The sequence below is a fragment of the Clostridium lacusfryxellense genome (assembly GCF_018861735.1).
GTDB lineage: Bacteria > Bacillota > Clostridia > Clostridiales > Clostridiaceae > Clostridium_AD > Clostridium_AD lacusfryxellense.
Map to the genome: position 1 here is coordinate 1 of NZ_JAHLEB010000022.1, position 23,128 is coordinate 23,128.

Below are 23,128 nucleotides of genomic sequence, written 5' to 3' on the forward strand. Positions count from 1 at the left end.
CGACAGCTTGTAATTTTTGTTCAGCAGGACATTTAGGTTTTGACATTAAAAATACCTCCAAAGTATCAGTTTTTATATTTAAACTGTCTACTTTAGAGGTATCATATCAAATTAGATGCTTTTTATTTCTTAATTGGTGTTTTTTTATTAAGCTAAGTATTTATTTTTCATTCTTGTAGAGAAAACTTCAAGAAGCAACGCAAAAGCTAGAATTAGATAGGCAATTACTCCTACTGAAGGTAAATAGTAATAAAAACTTCCAGCCATAAATAAATCGAAACCAATCCCACCTGCACCAGCAGCCGCACCCATTGCTACAGCATTAGTGAAATTAATCTCAAATCTCATAAAGGTCCAAGCAAGAAGTGAAGTGAATGTTGAAGGCAAAACCGCTTGGAAAACAATTTGCCACCAGTTTGCACCACTGGCTTTTAACGCTTCAATAACTCCACTGTCGACGTCTTCATAACTTTCCGAATAGACTTTTGTTAAATATGCAACTGAATGTAGACTTAACCCAATAACTGCTGCAACACTACCAAGTCCTGCAGCTACAGCAAATATTAATACCCACAATACTGTTGGCACAGCCCTTATAAAAGCTACAAAGGCTTTTATTGAGTTTGATATATGAACATTTGAAAGATTTTTAGCTGCAAACAAACCAGTAATTAATGCTATGGCTGCACCAATTAGAGTTGTTAAAAATGCTAGTCCTAATGTAATAATTACTTGATACACTCCTTCAACTAGAGTAAAATGTGTGGGTTTAGGATGTAAAAATACTGTTTTTAAATTATCTAAGAGTTTTAAACTAGCATCTGCGAAAATTAAATTTTTATAATCAAATGTGTAAAATCCATATATAGTAAGTATAAGCAATATAAAAATTGTTATATTAACTGCATATTGAGCTCCCCCACTTATTTTAGTTTTGATTTTCCCATTTTTACTTCTTTGAATATGATTTTCTAGCCCGCTAAACACATCTTTTTTAATTGAATTTGATATTTCCATTATAAAATCACCCGTCTAACATAATTTGAAATAAACTCAATTATAAATACAGACAAGACTATAGAAATGACTACAAGACTTGCAGCATTGTATTGCATACTTTTATAATACATGCTAAAAGTATAACCAATGCCAGTACCCGTAAGTAGGCCAATTAATGTAGAGCTTCTTATATTTGTCTCAAGCATAAATAATACCCAGCTAATAAGTTGTGGAATACATGACGGAATAACTGCTTGTGATACTATTTGGAAATATGATGCACCAGTTGATTTAAGAGCTTCAACCGAGTCACGACTGGCTTCATCTATAGATTCAATAAATGCTCTTGTAAGAATTCCAAAGGTGGTAAAGAACAAAGCAAAATACCCTGTCATAGCATTCTGTCCAAATGAAAATAATAATACCATAGCCCATACAGTATCCGGTACATTCCTAAATACCGAAGCTATTAAACGTGTTATTGTACTTATTATGGTACTATCATTTGTTGTCTTTGATCCAAGCAAGCTGAATAACAACGCAAGTGCGCTTGCAGTTGTTGTAGCAGCAATAGATAAAAATACTGTCTCCTTAAGCTTAATTAATATTTTTGGTAATCTTGACAAAGATTCAACATTAGGATAAAAATTTGAGCATGCCCAAATGATAGCCTTAGGAATAGATGTTATACCTAGCACTGGATCATATTGGGTTATAGTCATAGCTCCTACACTTATTAATATTATGCCTATCCAAAATATAACTAACTTCTTTTTCTTCTTTTGAAATATATCGATATCCATATTTAACCCTCCCTAAAATATCCTTTTATGCTAATCAATCAGTAATTAATTCACCTATCTGTGATCCATATATCAGATGAATATTATCTTTAGTTAATTCCGATGGTTTTCCATTAAATATAACTTTACCGTTATTAATTCCTATAATTCTATCCGAATACCTTACTGCAACATCAACCTGATGAAGATTAAATATGCAAGTTATACCCATTTGAGTATTTATATCTTTCATATGATCCATTATTATTTTTGAAGCATTTGGGTCAAGAGATGCTATTGGTTCATCACAAAGTATCATTTTAGGATCCTGAATTAAAGCTCTTGCTATACCCACTCTTTGCTTTTGACCACCACTTAGTTGATCACATCTTTTATAGGCCTGATCACTTAAACCAAGTTTGTTTAATATCTCAAATGCACTCTTCTTTTCACTTTCATTATACATTCCAAGTACTCCTTGAAATGTTGATTTATATCCAAGTCTACCATGAAGTACATTTTCCATAACACTTAATCTATTAACTAAATTATAATGTTGAAATATCATTCCTATTTTTGTTCTAAGCTTTCGTAAATCCTTTTTATTAAATTTCCTTATATTCTCGCCGTTAAAGTCTATATCACCCTCTGTTACATCAATCATTCTATTAATGCATCGAAGGAGAGTTGATTTCCCAGCCCCTGATGGACCTATTATGGAAACAAACTCTCCTTCTTTAACAGAGAAGTTGACATTTGTTAGTGCTTTAGTTCCGCCCTTATACTGCTTGGACAGACCGCTTACTTCCAAAATTGTCATAACTATCTCCCCTTTATATAAAATCTTAACCCAATGTTTAAATATTACTAATTAAATTTTGCTAATTAAATATTACTTCGAAAGATCTCTAATTGGATTATACCAAGCATCTTCAACCTTCATAAAATGTTCTTTTCCAGCTTTTTCAACTAGACCTGAAGATTTACCTTTTGTATAAAATATTTTCGAATTATTTGTTACTTCATCTGAAGTTAATACTGTTGTAATTTTATCAATATCTTCTTGTTTAAGAGCAGCTGTATTTACTGCAAATGGTCCATTTAAAACTGGTGTAGACTGAATAATAACATATTCTTTCCCTACTAATGCATCAAAAGGCGCTACTGCATCTGCTTTAACATCGTAAACTGCTCCAACTGTGTTAGCCTCTCCGGTCTTAACCTCAACATAACTATCTACAGCGGTATTACAAAATGCAGCTACGTCTGCTTTATCTGTTAAAAGGTTAACAGCTGATCCCTGATGTGATTGTCCAAACAATACTTCATCAAAGAATTTATCTTTTCCACCCTCAGTTAAATCTTCTGATGTTAAATCTTTCCACTTATCAACTTTTGAAAAATTACTGATTATGTTTGTTGTAGGGACTTTAAATCCTGAAGTTGAACTATTAGATACAAAAGACATTTTTTTTCCCTGTATATTATCAATACTATATTTTCCGTCTTTCTGATATCCAGCTTCATTTCCCTTTTTAACTGAAAGCCAACTGTAATATATAGCATCATCTAAAGTTCCAGACTTACCTGCGTTTACTACCAGCGGGAGTATTTTTGGGTTTTTCTTGTTCGCTTCCACATAACCCTGACCACCCATAAATGCAATCTGAGCATTACCATTAGCTATAGATTCAATTGCAATTGAATAATCTGTTGTGATTTTCTGTTCAACTTGTTTTCCTGTAGCCTTTTCTATGATTTTACCTAATTCATCACGGGTCTCTTTTAAGTTTTCTCCTGATTCATTCGGATACCATACAATTGTAATTTTATCATAATCCTTTACTGATTGAGCCTTTGCAGGTTTTGCCGATAATGTTGCGTCTTTACTTGAACAACCAGTTAATACAGTTCCTAAAATTAATACTGTTATAAGTGCTAAAACATTTTTTTTCATTTTTTACACCTCTTTATATTATTTTTTATTTTACTATAATTAAATTTTAACTTAGTAATGTTATGAATAAACTAATTTCATGTTAACTTTACATTAATTTACTTATTTTATTATTTATAAGTTTATAATTTTCTTTAAAAATATAATTATATTCAGTCGGACATTCTTCATCACCAATATTTACTGCCTGCCCATACTTTCCGTGAAAGTCACTACCACCAGTTAATATTAGTCCGTATTTACTAGCGTACTCCATTATTTTCGAATGATCTTCGTCTGTATGGTCATTATGATTTAGCTCTATGCCATCTAGGCCTGCCTCTACCAATTCTTCAATAAACTCATATGAATCTAGCTGCCCTGGATGAGCAAGTACTGCTAGACCATTATCTGCCCTTATAGCCTTTACAGCCTCGATCATAGAAACATATTCTATATCTCTTGAACACATACCCATGCCCTTAAATATTTCTTTATATAACATTTTGTATTTCTCATCCATATAATTTTCAGGTATGAGCTCTGCCATAATATGTTGTTTATATATAATTCCGCTATTCTTTGCTCTCTGCTGTACTTTTTCAAGATCGATTTTAAATTTCTTTTTAATTAATAACTCAACTTGCCAAAGAGAATTTGCTTTTCTTCTTTCTAATATTGGATCACATAACTTTTTAATGTTTTCCCCCAATAAGTCATAACAATAACCTAATATATGAATCTTTTTCCCACTTAGCACATCACAAGCTGATATTTCTATACCTGGAATAATAGTTATACCTTGCTTTTTGCCTTCAACAATTGCCACATCTATTCCTTTTATTGTGTCATGATTTGTAATTGCTAGATGACTGACTCCATTAGCCTTTGCAATGCTAATGGTTTGTTTCAAATCATAGGAACCGTCAGAAATATCTGTATGAACATGTAAATCAGCTTTCATATTCCATCTCCTCTAAATTTAATTATCACCTTTAAACTTAGTCATAACTTCAGCGCTAAAATAATCTTAAATAAATTGCCCTGCTTGCATATTGTACTTTTTATCACAAAGTCCTGTCATAAAATCAATGTCATGGAATATTCCTATCATTGTAGTGCCTTCTTTTTTAAGCTGCTGAATAAGCTCTTTTACCTTATACTTTGACTGCTCATCAAGACTTGCAGTTGGTTCATCTAAAAGCAGTAATCTTGGATGTTTCACCATTGCTCTTGCAATATTTAAGCGAAGTTTTTCTCCCCCAGAAAAAGTGTTTGGATAGCTATCCCATAACTCTTTATCTAGCTCAAAATGGGACAACATTTTTTGTGCATCCCTTGATGCAGTCTCCTTATCGAAACCCATTTCTATAACTGCTTGTTCAACTATTTCTCTCGCTGTAGTCCTTGGCATAGAATTTAAAAATTGTGATACATAACCTATCTCATATTTTCTAAGATAAATAATATGCCTTTCAGAAACCTTTGCTAGATTAATTAACCCAAATTTCTTTGAATCATACCATATGTCGCCTTTCTCAGGTAAATATGTCCTATAAATACATTTAAGAATTGTGGATTTTCCACTACCACTTCTTCCTGTAATTCCAATAAACTCTCCTGCTTTTGCTGTTATGCTAATATTTTGTGAAGCCTTTATATGTTTTCCTATGTTATGAATATTAAAAGTTTTCCATAAATCTTCTATTCTTATTAAATCATTCATTATATCCACTTCCTTCATAATGCCTATCTACAAAAGTATCTATGTCCAGTAAAAAATCATTAAAATTATCTTTTATTTTTTCATAGGACCAATTCCACCATTCTATGCTCTCAAGCTTTTTTATAACGACCGCCTCAAATCTTTTTTTTATTTCTTTAGCAGGTACTCCTGCTACAATTGAGTAAGCTTCAACATCCTTTGTAACCACCGCACCAGCCCCAACTACTGCTCCATTTCCAATTTTAATTCCAGGCATAATTATTGCCCCATGACCAATCCAGGTATCGTGTCCAATATAAGTTTTCTTACTCTCTCTTCTTTGAAAAAACTCATCATCATCTTTATCATCAAATCCAAACATCTCTCGTCTATAGGTAAAGTGATGCATAGTTGGTCTTTCTACAGGATGACTTGTAGCTCCAATTCTCACCATTGGTGCTATATTACAAAACTTTCCTATTTCAGCATTTTGAACAAAACAAAACTGACCAGTATACGCGAAATCACCGAAATTTACATTTTCAAAGAAATTAAAGATTCCCACCTCAGTATAGTCACCTAATTTCGAATTATTGATATTGCAATCTCGGCTTATAAACGGCTGCTTGTATAATCTTTTTTTCTCTGAAATCATATTCTGTAATTCATACTTGATACTAAATTTCCATCAACAAATACTGAGGTTATAACTGGATAATTTTTATCAATTTTTTCTATTATAATAATATCAGCTTTTTTATTTTCTTCTATGGATCCAATCTCATTATCCATATTTACTGCCTTAGCTGGATTAATAGTTACTAAATTAAACATTTTCCCTAAATCTTGGCCATGTTCTTCATGCATTATAAAAATAGAATGTAGTAACGCTGCTGGATAATAATCACTACACAAAATATCTATTAAATCATTATTAATTGCATCTATTGCCGATAGGTTTCCTGAATGCGAACCACCTTGTAATATATTAGGTGCTCCAGCGATTGTAAGCATACCTATTGATTTAGCACACTTTGCAACCTCTAGTGTTATAGGGAATTCACTAATGCTAGCTCCAAAACTTTTAACCAAATTTAGTCTTTCATTACAATCGTCATCGTGAGATGCTACATTAATATTTTTAGATCTAGCAAAATCTGCTATCTCCTTAATTAGTTCTAATGTCATTTTTTCTTTCCCTTGATGCTTCTCTATTATATTGTTGACTTCATTATCGCTTACATCTTTATACCCTTTTATTGTATTTCTATATACCTCTAAATCTTTATATTGACCTTGACCTGGTGTGTGATCCATAAAAGAAATTAAATGAACTTTATTTTCTTCGATATACCCTTTTATATTTTCTATTTCTTCAAAATTATCTATTTCTAATCTAGCATGAAACCTATGACGAATTAAATGATTACTTTCATGAGTTTTACTTATAAGGTCCACCATTTTTTTTACATTCTTTGATGATCTTATAGGCTTATGGGAAAATCCATCTGGTTTGTAAAGTGAAAGTGAGTGAAACATTGTGGTTATTCCTTGATTTATGAGTATTTTTTCACTTTCTCTTAAACAAAGATTAAAATCTATCATTGACGTCGGCCTTGGTACTGCCATAGTTTCAATAAAATCTGAATGTATATCAACAAACCCTGGTGAAACAAAACCGCCTTTAGCGTCTATTATTTCTATAGAATCTGATATTTCTATTTCTCCCCTGGGTCTTATGTTTTTTATTTTATCTCCAACAAGTAATAAGTCATGGTTAATTAGAATTCCATTCTCTCTAACTATTTGGCCGTTTGTTATTAAATACAATTTTTTACCCCCTCATAAACATCTCAAATAAAATAATGCATTACCTCATATCAATGAATGTACTAACTCCTGAGTATATGGATTTTGAGGATCCTCTAATATTTGATCAGTTAACCCTTCCTCAATAACTCTTCCATCGAGCATTACTATTGTTCTATCTGCAAGCATTCTTATTACCGCTAAATCATGTGACACAACTAACATACTAATACCTAGTTCTCTTTGAAGTTCCTTAATCAAATCAAGTACATTGGCTTGAACTGATAAATCCAGACCTGTTGTAACTTCATCAAGCAATAAAATAGGTGGATTGTTTGATAGTGCCTTTGCTATTTGAACACGTTGTTGCATTCCTCCAGAAAAATTCTTTGGAGCTTCCTTTATTCTAAAAAGCGGGATATTAACGCGCTCTAGTAATTCTTTCCCGCGGCTTTCCATTTCAAATACGTTTCTTGATCCTGCAGCTATTAATTTTTCTGCAATATTGCCAATTGAAGAAAAGTCCATTTTAAGTCCAAGTATCGGATTTTGATAAACTTTACCTAAAACATTGTTTTTTAGAAATCTTTTAGCTTGGGAGGATTCATTAAATATATTTGTTTCTCCATTTTTATAACTGCTAATATAGGCTTCTCCACTTGTTACCTCTCCATCAAAATATAGACTTTGAAGCATTGTAGATTTACCACTTCCGCTCTCGCCTACCACTCCAAGGATTTCACCGCTATGGAGTTTAAAAGATATATCTTTGCAAGCATAAACAGTTCCACAATGTGGACAATAATTTTTTATCAACACATTTGTATCTATCTTTAAGCAATACTCACATCCTTTTCCATATTGCTTTGTCAAGTTCTTAACATTTAATATTGGTTTTTCAAAAGGACTAATATTATTCTCCATTTATGGTTCACCACCTTCATCTGTTGCTTTCACATTAAGCCTATCAATGCAATAGCTTGTATCACTGCATTGATAAAAAGCGTTTTCCGTGTCTTCATCAATTATCTCATCCAAATAAACGCCTCTAGCTCCGCAAATTTTACAGGACTTATCACCAAAATCTTCAACTTCAAAAGGAAAATCTTCAAATCCTAAGGAGACAACCTTAGTGTAAGGTGGAATCGCATATATTTTTTTTTCTCTACCAGCTCCAAACAAGATTAGAGCTTTAGAATAGTTTAATTTTGGATTATCAAACCTCGGAATAGGGCTAGGTGACATAACATACCTATCATGAACGTAAACTGGGTGATCTGGCCCAGTTGCCATATTTCCAAACTTCATTATTTTTTCGAAAAGCATTAGCCAAGCTCCACTGTACTCCATTTCGCAGTGAAGACGTTTAGTAACAAATTCACTTGGTTCTACTAGCCTTAAGGGTTCTGGCATAGGTACCTGGAGTACTAATATTTGATCTTCATTTAAAGGTATTTCTGGTACTCTATGCCTTGATTGTATTAGCGTAGCTTCACTTGTATCTTTTGTAATCCTAACTCCAGTAGTTTTGCTTATTAACTTTTTAATATTAACGGCATTTACTGATTCATCTGATCCTTGATCTATTACCTTTAGAATATCCTCACTACCAATTAATGATAATGTTAATTGTAATCCACCAGTTCCCCACCCTCTAGCAATAGGCATTTCTCTAGAAGCAAAAGGCACCTGATATCCCGGAATTGCTACCGCCTTTAAAGAGGTCCTCCTAATTTCTTTTTTAGATCCCTCATCAAAATAGGCAAAATTATAGTTTATATTCATTCTTTTATTTCTCCTTTCTAGTTTTACGAACACTATCCAATTTAGATTGGAATGTTACATAATGAGGTAATTTTAAATGAGAAATAAAACCTGTTGATTCAACACTATCTATGTTATATAAAACAAATTCTTCATTACTAGTAGGGTATCTATCATCTGGGTTCTCCAAACAATTATCAATAATGCTCATCGCAATAGCTTTTGTTTCATTTTGCCCATAACATATTCCATAACCTATTACAAATTCAAGCTCTTTTTTTCCATATTTTTTTTCAATCATATTAGGTATAAAGGACTCTACTTCAGTTACAGAAATATCTCCAATATAAAAATCATCATTCTCATCATCATCATCAGGTGAATTTAACGGATTATCAATATATAAATCAAGTTTTCCAGTTCTTAGTTCTCCTACCGTAGGATGTGTTGCTCCATACGCCCTAAGTGCGGCGTACCCCAGGGATGTTACTGCACCAGTTTGCCCTCTTGTAAGTATTTGAAGCCTCTCACTTCTATGGCTAGGAAACTCTAGACTTTTTTTTGTAATATCTAATGGTTCACTATTGTCGTCGACGCAACTTTTGATTAAACCTTCTTTTCTTAGATAGTCAACTACCTTAGGAAGTTTTCCTAGGTTAGTGTTATCTTCTTTCTCTATATACTGTGCTTCAAACTCTTTTACCCAATTTAACGCTTCATCTATAGTTTCATTACTTAAATCAAAATCGATAAGTCTGTGGGTGTAATCGTATGATGCACCTAATATTTGTCCTCCTACAATATCTTTAAAACTTGCAGATATCCGCCTCTCCACAAACATATTGTTTGTATCAACGACTTTAGTGTAATGCTTTCTAGGTAATGTTGATCTATATGCCCTAAGGATAAATACTGCTTCTTCTGCATTTCCCTGAGTTTGCTTTATAGCTATAGCTGCAAGTTCCTCAGAGTATAGACTGGACTCAGACATAACCTGATCAATAAGTCCTCTCATCCCACCTCTTATGTCTTCAACATTTAAAATTCTTTTATTCTTTAATCTCTCATATTTTAATTTTTTTATTGATTCTTCTATAGCAATGGTTCCACCTTTTACTGCAACATAACCCATCTAATTTACCACCTCATTCAAATATACTTGTTGTTCTTGGCAAACACATAATTTGATCTTCTTTATCGATAAAAACAGTGTCCACACCAAGAGGATACTCAATATTTTTACTTTTTCTTTCTTCTACAAATAAGCATTGTGTTATTATATTCACTTGACATAGATCCTCAATTCCTGGACCTTTCAATAAATATTTTCTGTCTGTTGTTAATTTTTCTACTTCAACAATTATAGTCGCTGCCTTATGTGGATCAATTAAAGTTCCTATCTTTGCATTCTTAAAAGCATCACCTAAACTGTTTTCTCTAGCATCCCTTAAAATAAATATAAAATCTGCTTCTTCAAGTGTTGTTGCCTTAGCATATGTTAGTTGGTTTACAAATTTTGTTATCTCTTCAGTATTATTAGATACTATATTAAAAGTAACTTCTCCATCTAATAACATATACATATTAATTAAAGTTCCCTTATAAAAACTAATATCAAAATCTATTTTCTCACTTTGTTCTTTTATACTCTCTATAACCCCTGGTCTAGACATACAATTCAGCAATTTTCTATAAGCCTTCTGAGTGTCATGAACTAAATCTAACTTCATTTCCCTTCCCCTCCAAAATTAATTTAATCTCTAAAATTAATTTACTCACCCATATTTTCAAAGTTTACCTTTGTCAATAAAGTTTTAGCTTCTCGTTTTTTTATTTCTCTCTTTATATTTATTTCCTCGCAAATAAGAATTTCTTCCCATGCCTTAGTTTCTTTTAATGATGCATTGTATGCAGCATCAATTACCCCTAGGCAATACGCAAGTTCTGTATTATTCCCACTAATAATTCCTATTCCTAGCTTCCCTTCAATTAACACCTTAGCTTCCGTTACAAAGACCTCACCAATGTAAAATAATGTTTTTTTTGCACCTTCTCGAATTTTAACCATTACTAATCCATAGTTTGGTTCTTCAACGATTTTTACTATATAGTTCTCTTCTATTTCTGAAGATATTTTTTTTGCAATTTCAGTAGATCCCTTAATTAATATTTCTGTTCTTCTCTTCCTATTCACATCGTATTCCTCCCTTCTACAATTTTAAGTATATCTTGTTGCCAAGTTAGTAACAGTTAAGGTTAAGTTAAGTAAGTTAAATCACCTTCATATAAATCTCATTAAATAAAAGATAAGGTCACTATTTCTTTTAGAAATAGTGACCTTATCTTTTGGTGGATAATACATATTTAAATGTATCACCTCTATATATAATTTTCGTATACTCTAATACCTTTTTCTTTTTAATGTCAATACAATTAGTTTCTAGAATTAAAAGTGGCACTAAACTAGGACAGCCTAAAATGTCTCGTTCATCTGCTGTTGGATACGAAATGCTGATAATACTTTTAGATGATGTAAACTCTAAATATCCATTTAATTCATAATAACTAAAGATAGATTCTATACTTTTCCCATCTTCTGCAATATTCTTAAATACTGATTTTGCTAAATATGACATGTGAATTGCACTAGGTTTTTTATCTATAATTCTTACCCTACCTACTTTATAGACCTCATCATCTTTATTTATTCCTAATTCATCATAAATTTTTTTATCATACTGAATTTTACCGAAAATAATATTCTTAGTTACCAGCTCTCGACCTGTCTCTAACATTTTTTGGCTAAAGCTTTTATCTCCCGTTAAATGCAATTCAATATATTGTTGTTTCCCTTTAAGGTATCTTCCCTTTCCTTGTATTGAATATATATATCCCATCTCTTCTAATCTTTTATAAGCTTTTCTAGCAGTAATTCTTGGGATCTTATAAAAGTCTGCCATAACATTTTCAGATGGTAATTTTTCATGAATTTCATATTTATCGTCATTAATTTCTGAAATAAGTTTGTCAATAATTATGTTTTCTATTTGATTTTCCATACCTTACTCCCTTTATTATTAAGGTTTCCTACATAGATTTTTCTGCAAGTTTAGACAATGGACTTCTTTCTACTTGCTCAAGGGTTACATGTCCTGTGATGTCAAAAGGCTTCATTTTTTCAATGGTATAAACTAATCCGTTAGATTTTTCATCAACTAAAGTGTTATCAATTTGATTATCTGATGGGTCACCTATAAATACAAATTTAGACCCAAATCCAGCTCTAGTAAGCATAAGTTTTGCTAGATGAGGAGTCGTCTGCTGTGATTCATCAACTATAACCAATGCATCTGATAGTGTTCTACCTCTCATGTAAACAAATGTTTTAGTTTCTATTTGTCCACTTTTGCGGAATCTTTCAATGAAGTTATCTACTGACACCTCGGTTCTCTTAATCTCATGAGTATCGATTTTTTTATCTTTTTTATCCTTTTTTTCTTTAAGTTTGTCCTTTTTAGCCTTATCTTTTGCATCCATTAAATTTTCTACAGCATCATAAAAGCTTCCCATCCAAGGTTTTAATTTCTCTTCCTCCGTTCCAGGTAAAAAACCTATATCATCCCCTGCTGGAATAACTGGTTTAACAAAAATAACTCTTCTAAATGATCCTTCTTCTATTACCTTTTTAAGAGCAACTGCAGTTGAAATAATTGTCTTACCCGATCCTGCTCCACCAGAAATCGTTACAAATTGTATTGCTGGGTCCATTAATAACTCAAAAGCCATCTTTTGCTCATTATTAATTGGAGTTAATCCGAAAGCAAAATCATTCGCGTACTTTAAAGGTACTATTGCCTTACCGTTAAATTTACCAATCAACTTATATTGTTCATCATCTTCACTAGTAATATCTAAAAATTCATTCGGATATAAAGTAAATTCAAAATCACTAGGCATTGCAATTCCACCCTTTTGTATTTCATCCATATCCTTTGATGAAAGTGTAATTTTCCTATGCCCTTTATATAATTCTTCAGTAGTAACCTTATCATTTTTATAATCTTGCGTTACTATCCCTAATGCATCACTTTTTATAGCCATGTATAAATCTTTAGTAACCAGTATTGTAGAAATGTCTTTATTACTTTCAGAAATATTTTTTGTTATTGCTAATATCTTAGTATCATTTTTGTTAAAATCAAACCCGTTTGGCAAACAGCTTGTGTCACTATTGTTTAACTCTATTCTTATTGTTCCACCATTGGCAAGCGTGATGCCTTCATGCAAATTACCAATCACTCTAAGTTTATTTATCTCTCTAGCTGCATTTCTTGCATGATAACCTACAATACCTTCTCTTTTTTTAAGGTTATCTAACTCCTCTATACATATTATTGGAATGATAATATTATTGTCCTCAAAATTGTAGATAAAATCAGGATCATGAACCATTACATTTGTGTCAATAATATAATTTTTAATCATTAGTAGCCTCATTAAACAAAGTTGCAAAGGCGTCCTTGTTTAATAAAGTTTCACCTCCTTAATAATTATGTATGTCTGTATAGTTAAATTATATCATAGACTTAATTTTATTCAGTCAATTTAACCTACTCTTTACATTACTGTTATGATTCTTAATAAAGGCACTCTTAAAAGGAATAAACTCTACCCTCTAATTGTGCCATTTGTTTGTTATTATCAATTTTAATATTTATTAATTCATCAATATTCTTCGCATTTACCTTTTGTAATGCAATTAAATCACAGTAAACATTTTTCAGCTCTTGTTTTTGTTGTGCAATATACTCATCTTTATCAGAAAGCATATTTTTGTATTTTGACTCTAATATTTCTAGTCTTAAATCATCATTGATTATCTTAACTATGCTTTTATTTTCTTTTATATCTTCCACATTACACACCCCTTATTATAATATAAGAACCAGTTCCCTGCATTGTATCATGAATTTAAGCAAGAATCTTAAACATAACCAAAACCTAACACTAGGTAACACAACTATAATTAGTTACACTCTAAAAGCTCTGTAAGACGCCAATAACACTACATTACTCAAATTATAAAAAATGAAATTTAGACATAAATTAATAACATAAATTGAAAAACTGGGATTTCATTTAGTTAATAAGAATATGTGACCTTGACTATTTCCTGTTTGAATGTATACTAGCAGTATACCAATAACACTCACGGTATACCAAATTAGGTTTTTATAAATAATGAACAATGCACTGTATAAAAAATACAATTTTTAATTTATAGGGAGGGAAATTATGAAAATAAAAAATAGCTATATTATAGTAGCTTATGGTGATTCTATTACAAAAGGAGTTATATACGATAATGAAAAATCTAAATATGCATTTTTAAAAGAAAATTTTTCTTACATCATTGAAAATAAAATAAACGGATCAGTATACAATGCTGGTCAATTTGGCAATACAATTATGAGAGGTATGCGTAAAATGTACAATAATGTTATTAAAAAATCTCCTGATATAGTTTTAATAGAATTTGGTGGTAATGACTGTGCATATAAATGGGATGACATAGCTAAAAATCCAGACATGGACTACAAACCAAATACTAATATATCTAGTTTTCGCGAAACACTACTTAAAATGATAGATATATTGAAAACTAATAACATAACCCCTGTACTTATGACTTTACCTCCAATAGATCACTTAAAATATTTCAAATGGATTACAAGACAGGATTCTTTTGCTGAGGAGAATCTTTTGCATTGGTTAGGTACAAAGGATAATCTTTTTACCTTTCAGAATACATATAGTGAAATAATTACTGAAGTAGCTAAAGAAACAGAAACTGTACTTATAGATGTAAGAACAGCATTTTTAGAATACAGTGATTACAGTCAGTTTTTATGCAAAGATGGGATACATCCAAATATTGAAGGTCAATCATTAATAGCAGCTGTTATACTAAAATTTATAAAAGAAAACAACAACTTTTTACTACAACATTAAAAATATAAACTTGTAGGTAAGCCTACAAGTTTATATTTAACTTTCTTTAAGTTCCTGTATTAATGCTTCCATATTACCTTTTAAGCCTGGATACTCCAATTTTAAATCCTCTATAGTTTTTACTATAATTTTCAATATAATATAGTCCCTAAACCATCTATGATTCGAAGGAATCACATGCCAGGGGGCTTCTTTTGTGCTACAATTAGATATCACATCGGAATAACATTCTTGATACCTCTCCCAAAGCTTTCTCTCGTTTAGGTCTGCTTCTGAAAACTTCCAATTCTTTTCTGGGGACTCTAATCTATTCTCCAGTTTTTCTTTTTGGAATTCTTTTGAAATATGTAAAAAAAACTTTAATACAATTGTGTTGTTATTAACAAGATATTTTTCAAATCCATTAATTTCCTGGAATCGACTTAAAGCGGTATCATCATCGATAGTTTTATGAACCCGTGTAACAAGAACATCTTCATAATAAGACCTATTAAAAACCGTAATGTTACCTTTCATTGGAATTTTTTTATGTATCCTCCAAAGATAGTCATGACCTAATTCTTCTTGAGTTGGCACTTTGAAATTCTCAACATTAAACCCATTAGGATTCACGCCCATTAGTGCCTTTTTAACAGTACCATCCTTACCACTACAATCCATACCCTGAAGTATAATTAGTAACCCATATTTTTTAGAGGCATAGAACCTCTCTTGAAGTTCAATGAATTTCTCTTTTAACTTAGCGTATTCTTCTTTTATATCATCTTTGGTTAGTTTATCAGTATCATCTTGTTTAAATTCTTTCAAACTTAACTTTTTGTCACTTGAACTAATAGTAAATTTATTTATCATTTTACCCTCCGTCTAGCCATCTTTTTCTGCATTCCTTGTTTTTATAAATTCCTTCTTTAAATTACTTTTTATATTTATTGTAAAATTCTAAAAGTGCTACGCTAACTAGATCTTGCTTTTTATATCCAGAGTAACTCTTACATAGTTCATTAAATAGTTTATATACTGGCTTATATACCTTAACAGATTTATTTATAATGTCCTTCTGAAGGTCTTTAGGTAGATTATCAATGTCAAATTGTGAAGCTATTACATTGGAACTATTTTTATAATTTTCTAGCATTTCTAGAATATCATCCTTGTGATTAACTAACTCAATTAAATCATATTTATACTTTTGTAACTCTTTTAATTCAATCTCTCTAATATATCCTTTATTAGACATAATAGATTTCTGTGGCACCTTAGTATTATCTTGGTGTATTTGGATATCTAGAGTATTAGATTTAGCATATTGGCCTGTATTTGCATCATATAAATACCCTATTTTGGTAAACCTCTCTCTAAATGTTGTCTTACTCATACCTAAACTACTACTAATATTTCTTAAGCTTTTACCTTCTTCAAGTAAGTCATTTATATATCCTAGTTGCTCTAATACATTTAGATTATTGAACTCTTCCTTTGTCATAAATTCCACCTCATTATCTTTTCTAATATGTTAATAATTCGACAGACTTCTTATAATATCCTTTAAGGTATAATACACGAATATGTCTTAATTACTTGTAAAAATGTTCAAGACAGGGTAATCTATTAATATGAAGTTAAACCTTAGTGAACAGTAAAAACAAATGATTATAAGGATGTGATATATAATGATTAAAATTTGTAAATCAAGTGATAACTACAAAGAGTTAAGTAAGTCTTTAAAAGATAATAATATGGAATATAAGCATAAAAAATGTTTAAGCAAATGCGGTATGTGCCATAAAGGTCCATTTGCGAAAAACCATGGTGAATTTATCTCAGCTGATAGTGTAGAAAAACTTATTAAAAAATTAAAACAAGACTAATACTAATGGAGAATAGATTTTTAAATCTATTCTCCATTAGTATTTGTCTTTGATAATCACTTATAATTAATATATTTTTATATTTTTTCTGATACCCTTGGTACAAAACCATTTTCTTCCCAGTATTCCTTCATATGATAATTCTTTCTCTTGATTTTGTTATCTTTTGGGAGTACAAGATCATAATTTGCCTCTTGACTATTCATTTGTTCTTTGCCTCTTCTATCAATCCTTGTATAAATCCCATCTTTATTTAAACTTCTAGCTTTTTTCGTATCTAATAAAGAGATATCTAAAATTTCTTTTATTCTTTCTCGTGCTTTTTTATCTTCAATTGGAAATAATAGTTCTACTCTTCGATCTAGGTTTCTAGTCATCCAATCTGCACTTGATAAATAAATGCCTTCCTGACCATCATTATAAAAATAAAAAATACGACTATGTTCTAAAAATCTTCCCACGATGCTTCTTACAGTAATATTTTCGCTTACACCTGGTATTCCTGGCTTAAGACAACAAATACCACGTATTATTAAATCTATTTTCACTCCCGCAGATGATGCTACATATAAAGCTTTAATAATTTCAATATCAACTAATGAATTTATTTTTACAATAATTCTAGATTTTTTACCTTTTTTAGCATTCTCAGCTTCCTCAAATATCATGTTTAAGAATCTGTCTCTTAATTGTAATGGAGCGAGACTAAACTTATATAAAGATGTTGGCTTAGAATTACCTGATAACATATTAAATAGGGCTGATGCGTCTGATCCAAAATAAGGATTTGATGTAAATAAGCCTATATCCGTATAAAGTTTAGCAGTTACATCATTGTAATTTCCTGTACCCATATGAACGTAACGCTTAATTCCATCTTCTTCTCTTCGAACTACAAGTAATATTTTACAATGTGTTTTTAATCCAACAAGTCCATAGATTACATGGCAGCCTGATTGTTCTAATTGCTTTGCCCAAACTATATTATTGCTTTCATCAAATCTTGCCTTAAGTTCCACAAGTACTGTAACTTGCTTTCCCATTTCTGCTGCCTTTACCAATGCTTCTATAATAGGTGAATTTCCGCTTACACGGTATAATGTATGTTTTATTGCAAGAACATTAGGATCAATAGCCGCTTGCTTAACTAACTCAATAATAGGGTCAAAGGATTCATAAGGATGATGCAATAATATATCCTTCTCTGCTATTGCTTCAAAAATATTATCATATTTTAAAAATTGTTTAGGTAACTGTGGTTTTATAGGTTCATATTCTAGTCTTTCATACCCCTTAATTCTTCCCAGTTTCATTAAAAAAGTTAAATCAATTTGTCCATTTATTGTATACTCCTGCTCCTTTGAGATTTCAAGCTCCCTCTCTAGAATTTCAAGGAGTTTCAGATTCATACCTTTCTCTATTTCAAGACGAACAGCCTTACCCCATCTTCGTTGCTTTAATGATTCTTCAATTGCTTCAAGCAAATCTTCTGCACCTTCTTCATCTAATGCCATATCTGCATTTCTGGTGATGCGATAACAATATGCATCTATAATTTGATGTCCACTAAAAAGAGAACTTAAGTTCATCTTGATTATATCTTCTAAAAAGATAAAGGCAATTCCTTCTTCATCTGGAATTTTTACAAGTCTATCAAAAACAGAAGGGGCCTTTATTGTTGCGAATATATCTTCGCCCTTATCATCCTTAAGAAGAACTGCTATATTTAAGCTTTTATTGGAAATCAAGGGGAATGGGCTACTTTGGTTAACCACCATAGGTGTTAGTACTGGGAAAATTGTTTTCGAATAATAATTTTCAACATAATTAATTTGTTCTTGACTTAATTCATAGAATTTTAAAAACTTTATTTTTTCTTTTTCAAGTCCTTTTTTTAATGAACGGTTATAACAATTAAACTGATTATGAACAAGCTTATGTACTAATATTCCTATTTGCTTCATCTGCTCAGTTGGTTTAAGTCCTGACGGGTCTTTTTTATCAAATTGAGCTGTAATTTGATCAGAAAGAGAACCGACTCTAACCATAAAAAACTCATCTAAATTTGAGCTTACAATTGCTGCAAATTTTAACCTTTCTAGCAATGGATTAGTTTTATCCTGTGCTTCTTCAAGAACACGTTCATTAAACTGTATCCAGCTTAATTCCCTACTAATAAAATACTCAGGTAGTGTATAGTCAGATAATGAATAGTCGGTCATTTTTTTATCCCCTCTTTTATATTATTGGTTTTACGCCAATTACTTCTTCAAAAAAATCAACATACTTTAAAAAATTCCATTCTTCTAAGATAATATCTTCCTCAGATTTTATATTAAAAAACATACTATCTTTAGTTCCTATTAATTTGATTTCTTTTATCTTTTGCATATGCGATATATCTAAAGCTTCTGAAAGTTTTAATATTGCAGATAATGTAGATACAATCATTTTATCCCCATCACTTAAGTACCTATAATTTTCATGTGATGATATAGGAATATCATCCGAGTGGTACATTGCTGCACTTGCTATAAGTTCAAGTGCTATATCTGAAAATCCAATAATACTCTGAGCTTTTATTATATTATAAGAATGAAGATTATGATCATTAGCACTTATAAATCCACCCACATCATGAAGTATAGCTGCAACCTGCAAATAAAGCCTCTCTCTATCACCTAGTTTATGTAATCTCTTAGTATGATCAAAAATCTCAAGCGAAAATTTTTCAACAAAAATAGCATGTTCTTTATCAATTTGATATTTTTCTCCTATATACCAGACCGAACTAATGATATCATTTATTAATTCTTTTCTTCTTGGAATATTTAGTATTGTGTCAGATAAATCATATAGAATTCCTTGTCTTAGTGATAACTTAGGAACTTGGATTCCTTCTGCCTTAGTCATTTTAAGAAAGCAATTAAAAATAAGTATTGAAGGTAACAGAAGTTCTGCTGTTTTATTAGAAAGTCCAAAGGTTGTTTTTATTTGAAAATTATCCATTTTACTAATTTCTTCTATTAGTGCTGATAGAGCTTCCTTTTTAATGTAATAATCTTTCTTATTAATTCCTTTCTTTTTTCTTATAATTCCACAAATTGCATTTAGTTCTCCACCTAGACCTAGAAAGTGATTAATTTCAAACTTTTTAATTTGAGGTTTTAGAGCATATATCTTACTTTCTATATACTGATCCATAGTTCGTGAAAATTCAATTGTCTTTGTCTCTAAATCGGATAAAGATTCTCTTATTCTTAGAGATCCAATCTTAACATGCTCTGTAAACTTCAATATACCTTCTTCATAAATCGAAGTCTCAACTGCTCCCGATGTAATATTCACAATTAAATATTGTTCTGATTTTTTAATGTCTATAGAGTTTACATGGTTTCTAACTGCCTTTAACATAAAAAATTGTTCTTCTGCAATGTTTATTGATTCTATAATTAACCCTGTTCTGAGCCTTATTTGTTCTAAAACATACTGTTTGTTTTCAGCTTCGCGAATACCACTAGTTGCTACTGCTTTATAAAACTTAATTTTATAATCTTTCATAAGCCTAACAAATCCTTTTAAATCGTCACAAGTTTCATGTATTGTCTGCACAGAAATTCTAGCTTTAGAATATGTATCCTTACCTATTTTTGTGGTTTTTACTACATCTTCTAATATATTTACTTCCCCTTGCGGATTTATCTCGCCAATTGTCATTTTTAAATAGTTAGAACCTACATCAATAGCCGCAATTATTTTCCATGCTTGTGCGATTCTCATAAAAAATCTCCTTTGTATATCTAAATTCATATATATTTATACTACTATAATGTTTGTTTTTATACAATAATCTACATTTTATTTAACTTAAACTTAACCTTAACCAAACTTTAACAACAAAAAAATATTTCTGTGGTAGATTCATATTTATTATCACTTGCAAATGTTTTAACTATTAACTATTATAGACATAAGTTGAATAAAAATTTTGATTTTAAAGGGGAATAATAAGAATGAAAAGAATAGGCATTATTGATATAGGATCAAACTCAATACGTTTAGTTATTGTTCATATAAACAAAGATAATTCTTTTAGAGTAGTAGATGAAATCAAGGAAAGTGTTCGATTAGGCAAAGATATGACTGAAGATGGCGCATTAAATCCTACCAGAATTAATAACGCTATTTATACTTTAGCTTTCTTTAAACGACTATGTATTATTCAAAATATAACTGAAATTTTAGCGGTTGCTACAGAAGCTGTCCGCAAAGCATCTAATCAAATAGAATTCTTAAATCGTGTACAATCAGAACTTTCTATAGAAATTCGTGTTTTAACTGGAATAGAAGAAGCTTATTATGATTATTTTGGAGCAATAAATAGCATGGACTTTTCTGATGCACTTATAATTGATATAGGTGGAAGTAGTTCAGAACTAATTTTTGTAAAACAAGGTAAATTAAAAGCTTCAATAAGTTTGCCTTATGGAGCCATAAATCTTACTGAAAAATTTTCTCTTCAAAAAACAATGAATATTAAAAGTGAAACTGCAATTAAAGAGTTCCTAACTTCAATGTATAAAGAAATCCCTTGGCTTAAGGAAGTCGAGAATGTTCCAATAATCGGAATCGGAGGTACTATAAGAAATATTGGTAAACTCCATAAGAAAAAAACTGGTTATCCTATAGATAATCTCCATAATTACAGAATTCCTACAGATGAGGTAATCGCTATCTATGATCAAGTTAAGGTCAAAGATGCATCTCAGAGAAAAAAACTTAAGGGCCTTTCAAAAGAAAGATCAGATATTTTTGTGGGTGCAGCTACCGTTTTAGTTACCTTAATTGAATACCTTAATATAAAAGAACTTCATGTTTGTGGAAGTGGACTTAGAGATGGATTCTTATACGAATATATTTTAAAAAACAAAAAACCTATAATCGATGTTCTTGATTTTTCGTTAAAAAATAATTTACTTAACTACGAAATAGATCTTCAACATCCAAACCATGTATGGATGCTAACCCGAACCTTGTATAACCAACTTAAACCGATTATTAACATAACTATAAATCCCTATAAAATTTTAAAAACTGCTGCAATGCTTCACGATATAGGCATTGTAATTAGCTATTATGACCACCATAAACACTCCTCTTATATGATAGCAAACTCTAAAATTAATGGACTTACTCACAAAGAACAATTAATGGCATCATATATAGCTGCACTTCATAGAAAAAATGAATTTAAAATAAACTTCAAAGTATATCAGAATTTAATAACGCAGCAAGACTTGGAGACTATTGATAAGTTAAGCATATTATTGCGTATTAGTGAAAACCTAGATAGATGCTTAAATGGCAATATAAAGATGATTAATTGTATTATTGATATAGATACTGTAACCATTACAGTTGATTCCATAGCTGACCCTATTCTAGAAGTAAGTGCAGCAATAGACTGTGCCTCTTCATTTGAAAAAACATTCAATAAAAAATTAATTATTATATAATTAATAAAATATAATCATGCTATTCAAAATCTTTTCATATATTTAATAAAGTTTAATTGTATGAAACAAGATGCCTTATATATAAAGGAGAATAGCATGCTTAATATTGTAAACTATTTGAATGAAAATGACCTTATTAAAGTGTTAAATAAATATAATGTATTTGACATAACAACCCATGAACATAAGGTCTCAATTTATGCCTTGCGTTTACTCAATTCATTGAATCCCTATTATGGTTTTAGAGATGAAGAAAGAAATCTTCTTAACTATACTTCTCTTCTTCATGATATTGGATATTTTATTAATAAAGAAAGCCATCATAACCACACCAAATATATTATTCTAAATGAACCACTTTTAGATGATATTCCTAAAGATCTTAGACGCAATTTAGCATTTATTGCCAGTGGTCATGGTAAATTTGTTGATGAAACTTTAGTTTTTCATTCACAAAAAGAAAAAGATACTGCTTTAAAATTATTATCTATCCTTAGAATTGCAGATGCGCTTGATCATAAACATAATCTTGGTGTCTCACTTGAAACAGTAGAAATTAAGAACCATACCTTAAATATACAAATTAAGGGAGATGCATCTAATATAATATCAAAAAAAGTTAAAAAGAGATCTAAATTATTTATACAGTTATATAATATTCCTATAAATGTGGAATGCATTTTACCATAATTATTTATATTATGCTATAATATGCTATAATACAAAAATTAAGGGAG

The 23,128-nt window shown here is 30.6% G+C and carries 24 protein-coding genes; 4 read left to right on the forward strand and 20 right to left on the reverse strand.

The window, feature by feature from the left end:
- Window positions 1–147: 147 nt before the first annotated feature.
- The 16 genes from KPL55_RS13445 to KPL55_RS13520 form a co-directional block, all read right to left on the reverse strand.
- On the reverse strand, window positions 148–1,017 hold the full coding sequence (locus tag KPL55_RS13445; RefSeq protein WP_216307247.1) for a PhnE/PtxC family ABC transporter permease: 870 nt from the start codon (window positions 1,015–1,017) through the stop codon (window positions 148–150).
- Window positions 1,017–1,802 (reverse strand): PhnE/PtxC family ABC transporter permease, encoded by a 786-nt coding sequence (locus KPL55_RS13450; protein ID WP_216307248.1) that lies wholly within the window; start codon window positions 1,800–1,802, stop codon window positions 1,017–1,019. Before KPL55_RS13450 ends, KPL55_RS13445 begins: the two co-directional genes overlap by 1 nt.
- Before the next feature lie 34 nt (window positions 1,803–1,836).
- The gene (gene phnC, locus KPL55_RS13455) at window positions 1,837–2,601 is read right to left on the reverse strand and encodes a phosphonate ABC transporter ATP-binding protein (RefSeq protein WP_216307249.1); all 765 of its coding nucleotides are present in this window, start codon (window positions 2,599–2,601) and stop codon (window positions 1,837–1,839) included.
- A gap of 72 nt (window positions 2,602–2,673) precedes the next feature.
- Window positions 2,674–3,738 (reverse strand): PhnD/SsuA/transferrin family substrate-binding protein, encoded by a 1,065-nt coding sequence (locus KPL55_RS13460; protein WP_216307250.1) that lies wholly within the window; start codon window positions 3,736–3,738, stop codon window positions 2,674–2,676.
- An 88-nt stretch (window positions 3,739–3,826) separates the two neighbouring features.
- Window positions 3,827–4,681 carry a PHP domain-containing protein gene (locus tag KPL55_RS13465; RefSeq protein ID WP_216307251.1) on the reverse strand — a complete coding sequence of 285 codons (855 nt, stop codon included), beginning with the start codon at window positions 4,679–4,681 and terminating at the stop codon, window positions 3,827–3,829.
- Between the two features lie 66 nt (window positions 4,682–4,747).
- The gene (gene phnL, locus KPL55_RS13470; protein ID WP_216307252.1) at window positions 4,748–5,443 is read right to left on the reverse strand and encodes a phosphonate C-P lyase system protein PhnL; all 696 of its coding nucleotides are present in this window, start codon (window positions 5,441–5,443) and stop codon (window positions 4,748–4,750) included.
- Entirely contained in the window at window positions 5,436–6,077 is a 642-nt protein-coding gene (locus KPL55_RS13475; RefSeq protein WP_216307253.1) for a DapH/DapD/GlmU-related protein, read from the reverse strand. The genes phnL and KPL55_RS13475 overlap by 8 nt, the downstream gene beginning before the upstream one ends.
- Window positions 6,074–7,252: a phosphonate metabolism protein PhnM gene (gene phnM, locus KPL55_RS13480; RefSeq protein WP_216307254.1), complete on the reverse strand. Its 1,179-nt coding sequence runs from the start codon at window positions 7,250–7,252 to the stop codon at window positions 6,074–6,076. Before phnM ends, KPL55_RS13475 begins: the two co-directional genes overlap by 4 nt.
- A 45-nt stretch (window positions 7,253–7,297) precedes the next feature.
- Window positions 7,298–8,155, reverse strand: coding sequence for an ATP-binding cassette domain-containing protein (locus KPL55_RS13485; RefSeq protein ID WP_246599497.1), 858 nt, complete (start codon window positions 8,153–8,155; stop codon window positions 7,298–7,300).
- On the reverse strand, window positions 8,156–9,016 hold the full coding sequence (locus tag KPL55_RS13490; RefSeq protein WP_216307255.1) for an alpha-D-ribose 1-methylphosphonate 5-phosphate C-P-lyase PhnJ: 861 nt from the start codon (window positions 9,014–9,016) through the stop codon (window positions 8,156–8,158).
- A gap of 4 nt (window positions 9,017–9,020) precedes the next feature.
- The gene (locus tag KPL55_RS13495; RefSeq protein WP_216307256.1) at window positions 9,021–10,127 is read right to left on the reverse strand and encodes a carbon-phosphorus lyase complex subunit PhnI; all 1,107 of its coding nucleotides are present in this window, start codon (window positions 10,125–10,127) and stop codon (window positions 9,021–9,023) included.
- A 13-nt stretch (window positions 10,128–10,140) separates the two neighbouring features.
- On the reverse strand, window positions 10,141–10,725 hold the full coding sequence (gene phnH / locus KPL55_RS13500; RefSeq protein ID WP_216307257.1) for a phosphonate C-P lyase system protein PhnH: 585 nt from the start codon (window positions 10,723–10,725) through the stop codon (window positions 10,141–10,143).
- A 41-nt stretch (window positions 10,726–10,766) separates the two neighbouring features.
- Complete coding sequence (gene phnG, locus KPL55_RS13505) at window positions 10,767–11,189, reverse strand: phosphonate C-P lyase system protein PhnG (RefSeq protein ID WP_216307258.1); 423 nt, start codon at window positions 11,187–11,189, stop codon at window positions 10,767–10,769.
- Window positions 11,190–11,334: 145 nt separating this feature from the next.
- Entirely contained in the window at window positions 11,335–12,054 is a 720-nt protein-coding gene (locus KPL55_RS13510; protein WP_216307259.1) for a GntR family transcriptional regulator, read from the reverse strand.
- A gap of 28 nt (window positions 12,055–12,082) precedes the next feature.
- The gene (locus tag KPL55_RS13515) at window positions 12,083–13,480 is read right to left on the reverse strand and encodes a PhoH family protein (RefSeq protein WP_216307260.1); all 1,398 of its coding nucleotides are present in this window, start codon (window positions 13,478–13,480) and stop codon (window positions 12,083–12,085) included.
- A 167-nt stretch (window positions 13,481–13,647) separates the two neighbouring features.
- Entirely contained in the window at window positions 13,648–13,911 is a 264-nt protein-coding gene (locus KPL55_RS13520) for a hypothetical protein (RefSeq protein WP_216307261.1), read from the reverse strand.
- Window positions 13,912–14,290: 379 nt separating this feature from the next.
- Here KPL55_RS13520 and KPL55_RS13525 point away from each other — a divergent pair, with 379 nt between their 5' ends.
- On the forward strand, window positions 14,291–15,007 hold the full coding sequence (locus tag KPL55_RS13525) for an SGNH/GDSL hydrolase family protein (RefSeq protein WP_216307262.1): 717 nt from the start codon (window positions 14,291–14,293) through the stop codon (window positions 15,005–15,007).
- 36 nt (window positions 15,008–15,043) lie between these two features.
- Here the strand turns inward: KPL55_RS13525 and KPL55_RS13530 are convergent, their stop codons facing one another.
- The gene (locus KPL55_RS13530; RefSeq protein WP_216307263.1) at window positions 15,044–15,859 is read right to left on the reverse strand and encodes a PPK2 family polyphosphate kinase; all 816 of its coding nucleotides are present in this window, start codon (window positions 15,857–15,859) and stop codon (window positions 15,044–15,046) included.
- Between the two features lie 61 nt (window positions 15,860–15,920).
- A complete protein-coding gene (locus KPL55_RS13535) occupies window positions 15,921–16,490 on the reverse strand; it encodes a DNA-binding protein (RefSeq protein WP_216307264.1) in 570 nt (189 codons plus the stop codon).
- Window positions 16,491–16,677: 187 nt separating this feature from the next.
- Here KPL55_RS13535 and KPL55_RS13540 point away from each other — a divergent pair, with 187 nt between their 5' ends.
- Complete coding sequence (locus KPL55_RS13540) at window positions 16,678–16,875, forward strand: DUF1450 domain-containing protein (protein WP_216307265.1); 198 nt, start codon at window positions 16,678–16,680, stop codon at window positions 16,873–16,875.
- Window positions 16,876–16,952: 77 nt separating this feature from the next.
- Here KPL55_RS13540 and KPL55_RS13545 read toward each other — a convergent pair whose 3' ends face one another.
- Together KPL55_RS13545 and KPL55_RS13550 are read right to left on the reverse strand one after the other, a co-directional pair.
- Window positions 16,953–19,097 (reverse strand): RNA degradosome polyphosphate kinase, encoded by a 2,145-nt coding sequence (locus KPL55_RS13545; protein ID WP_216307266.1) that lies wholly within the window; start codon window positions 19,095–19,097, stop codon window positions 16,953–16,955.
- A 16-nt stretch (window positions 19,098–19,113) separates the two neighbouring features.
- Window positions 19,114–20,655, reverse strand: a complete 1,542-nt coding sequence (locus tag KPL55_RS13550) for a Ppx/GppA phosphatase family protein (RefSeq protein ID WP_216307267.1) — start codon at window positions 20,653–20,655, stop codon at window positions 19,114–19,116.
- 233 nt (window positions 20,656–20,888) lie between these two features.
- Here KPL55_RS13550 and ppx point away from each other — a divergent pair, with 233 nt between their 5' ends.
- Entirely contained in the window at window positions 20,889–22,391 is a 1,503-nt protein-coding gene (gene ppx / locus KPL55_RS13555) for an exopolyphosphatase (protein WP_216307268.1), read from the forward strand.
- Window positions 22,392–22,487: 96 nt separating this feature from the next.
- The gene (locus tag KPL55_RS13560) at window positions 22,488–23,081 is read left to right on the forward strand and encodes an HD domain-containing protein (RefSeq protein WP_216307269.1); all 594 of its coding nucleotides are present in this window, start codon (window positions 22,488–22,490) and stop codon (window positions 23,079–23,081) included.
- Window positions 23,082–23,128: the final 47 nt, after the last annotated feature.

Coding starts and splice junctions, on each gene's coding strand:
- KPL55_RS13445 (WP_216307247.1), bottom strand. CDS start 1,017: ATGGAAATATCAAATTCAATTAAAAAAGATGTGTTTAGCGGGCTAGAA.
- KPL55_RS13450 (WP_216307248.1), bottom strand. CDS start 1,802: ATGGATATCGATATATTTCAAAAGAAGAAAAAGAAGTTAGTTATATTT.
- phnC (WP_216307249.1), bottom strand. CDS start 2,601: ATGACAATTTTGGAAGTAAGCGGTCTGTCCAAGCAGTATAAGGGCGGA.
- KPL55_RS13460 (WP_216307250.1), bottom strand. CDS start 3,738: ATGAAAAAAAATGTTTTAGCACTTATAACAGTATTAATTTTAGGAACT.
- KPL55_RS13465 (WP_216307251.1), bottom strand. CDS start 4,681: ATGAAAGCTGATTTACATGTTCATACAGATATTTCTGACGGTTCCTAT.
- phnL (WP_216307252.1), bottom strand. CDS start 5,443: ATGAATGATTTAATAAGAATAGAAGATTTATGGAAAACTTTTAATATT.
- KPL55_RS13475 (WP_216307253.1), bottom strand. CDS start 6,077: ATGATTTCAGAGAAAAAAAGATTATACAAGCAGCCGTTTATAAGCCGA.
- KPL55_RS13485 (WP_246599497.1), bottom strand. CDS start 8,155: ATGGAGAATAATATTAGTCCTTTTGAAAAACCAATATTAAATGTTAAG.
- KPL55_RS13490 (WP_216307255.1), bottom strand. CDS start 9,016: ATGAATATAAACTATAATTTTGCCTATTTTGATGAGGGATCTAAAAAA.
- KPL55_RS13495 (WP_216307256.1), bottom strand. CDS start 10,127: ATGGGTTATGTTGCAGTAAAAGGTGGAACCATTGCTATAGAAGAATCA.
- phnH (WP_216307257.1), bottom strand. CDS start 10,725: ATGAAGTTAGATTTAGTTCATGACACTCAGAAGGCTTATAGAAAATTG.
- KPL55_RS13510 (WP_216307259.1), bottom strand. CDS start 12,054: ATGGAAAATCAAATAGAAAACATAATTATTGACAAACTTATTTCAGAA.
- KPL55_RS13515 (WP_216307260.1), bottom strand. CDS start 13,480: ATGATTAAAAATTATATTATTGACACAAATGTAATGGTTCATGATCCT.
- KPL55_RS13525 (WP_216307262.1), top strand. CDS start 14,291: ATGAAAATAAAAAATAGCTATATTATAGTAGCTTATGGTGATTCTATT.
- KPL55_RS13530 (WP_216307263.1), bottom strand. CDS start 15,859: ATGATAAATAAATTTACTATTAGTTCAAGTGACAAAAAGTTAAGTTTG.
- KPL55_RS13535 (WP_216307264.1), bottom strand. CDS start 16,490: ATGACAAAGGAAGAGTTCAATAATCTAAATGTATTAGAGCAACTAGGA.
- KPL55_RS13540 (WP_216307265.1), top strand. CDS start 16,678: ATGATTAAAATTTGTAAATCAAGTGATAACTACAAAGAGTTAAGTAAG.
- KPL55_RS13545 (WP_216307266.1), bottom strand. CDS start 19,097: ATGACCGACTATTCATTATCTGACTATACACTACCTGAGTATTTTATT.
- KPL55_RS13550 (WP_216307267.1), bottom strand. CDS start 20,655: ATGAGAATCGCACAAGCATGGAAAATAATTGCGGCTATTGATGTAGGT.
- ppx (WP_216307268.1), top strand. CDS start 20,889: ATGAAAAGAATAGGCATTATTGATATAGGATCAAACTCAATACGTTTA.
- KPL55_RS13560 (WP_216307269.1), top strand. CDS start 22,488: ATGCTTAATATTGTAAACTATTTGAATGAAAATGACCTTATTAAAGTG.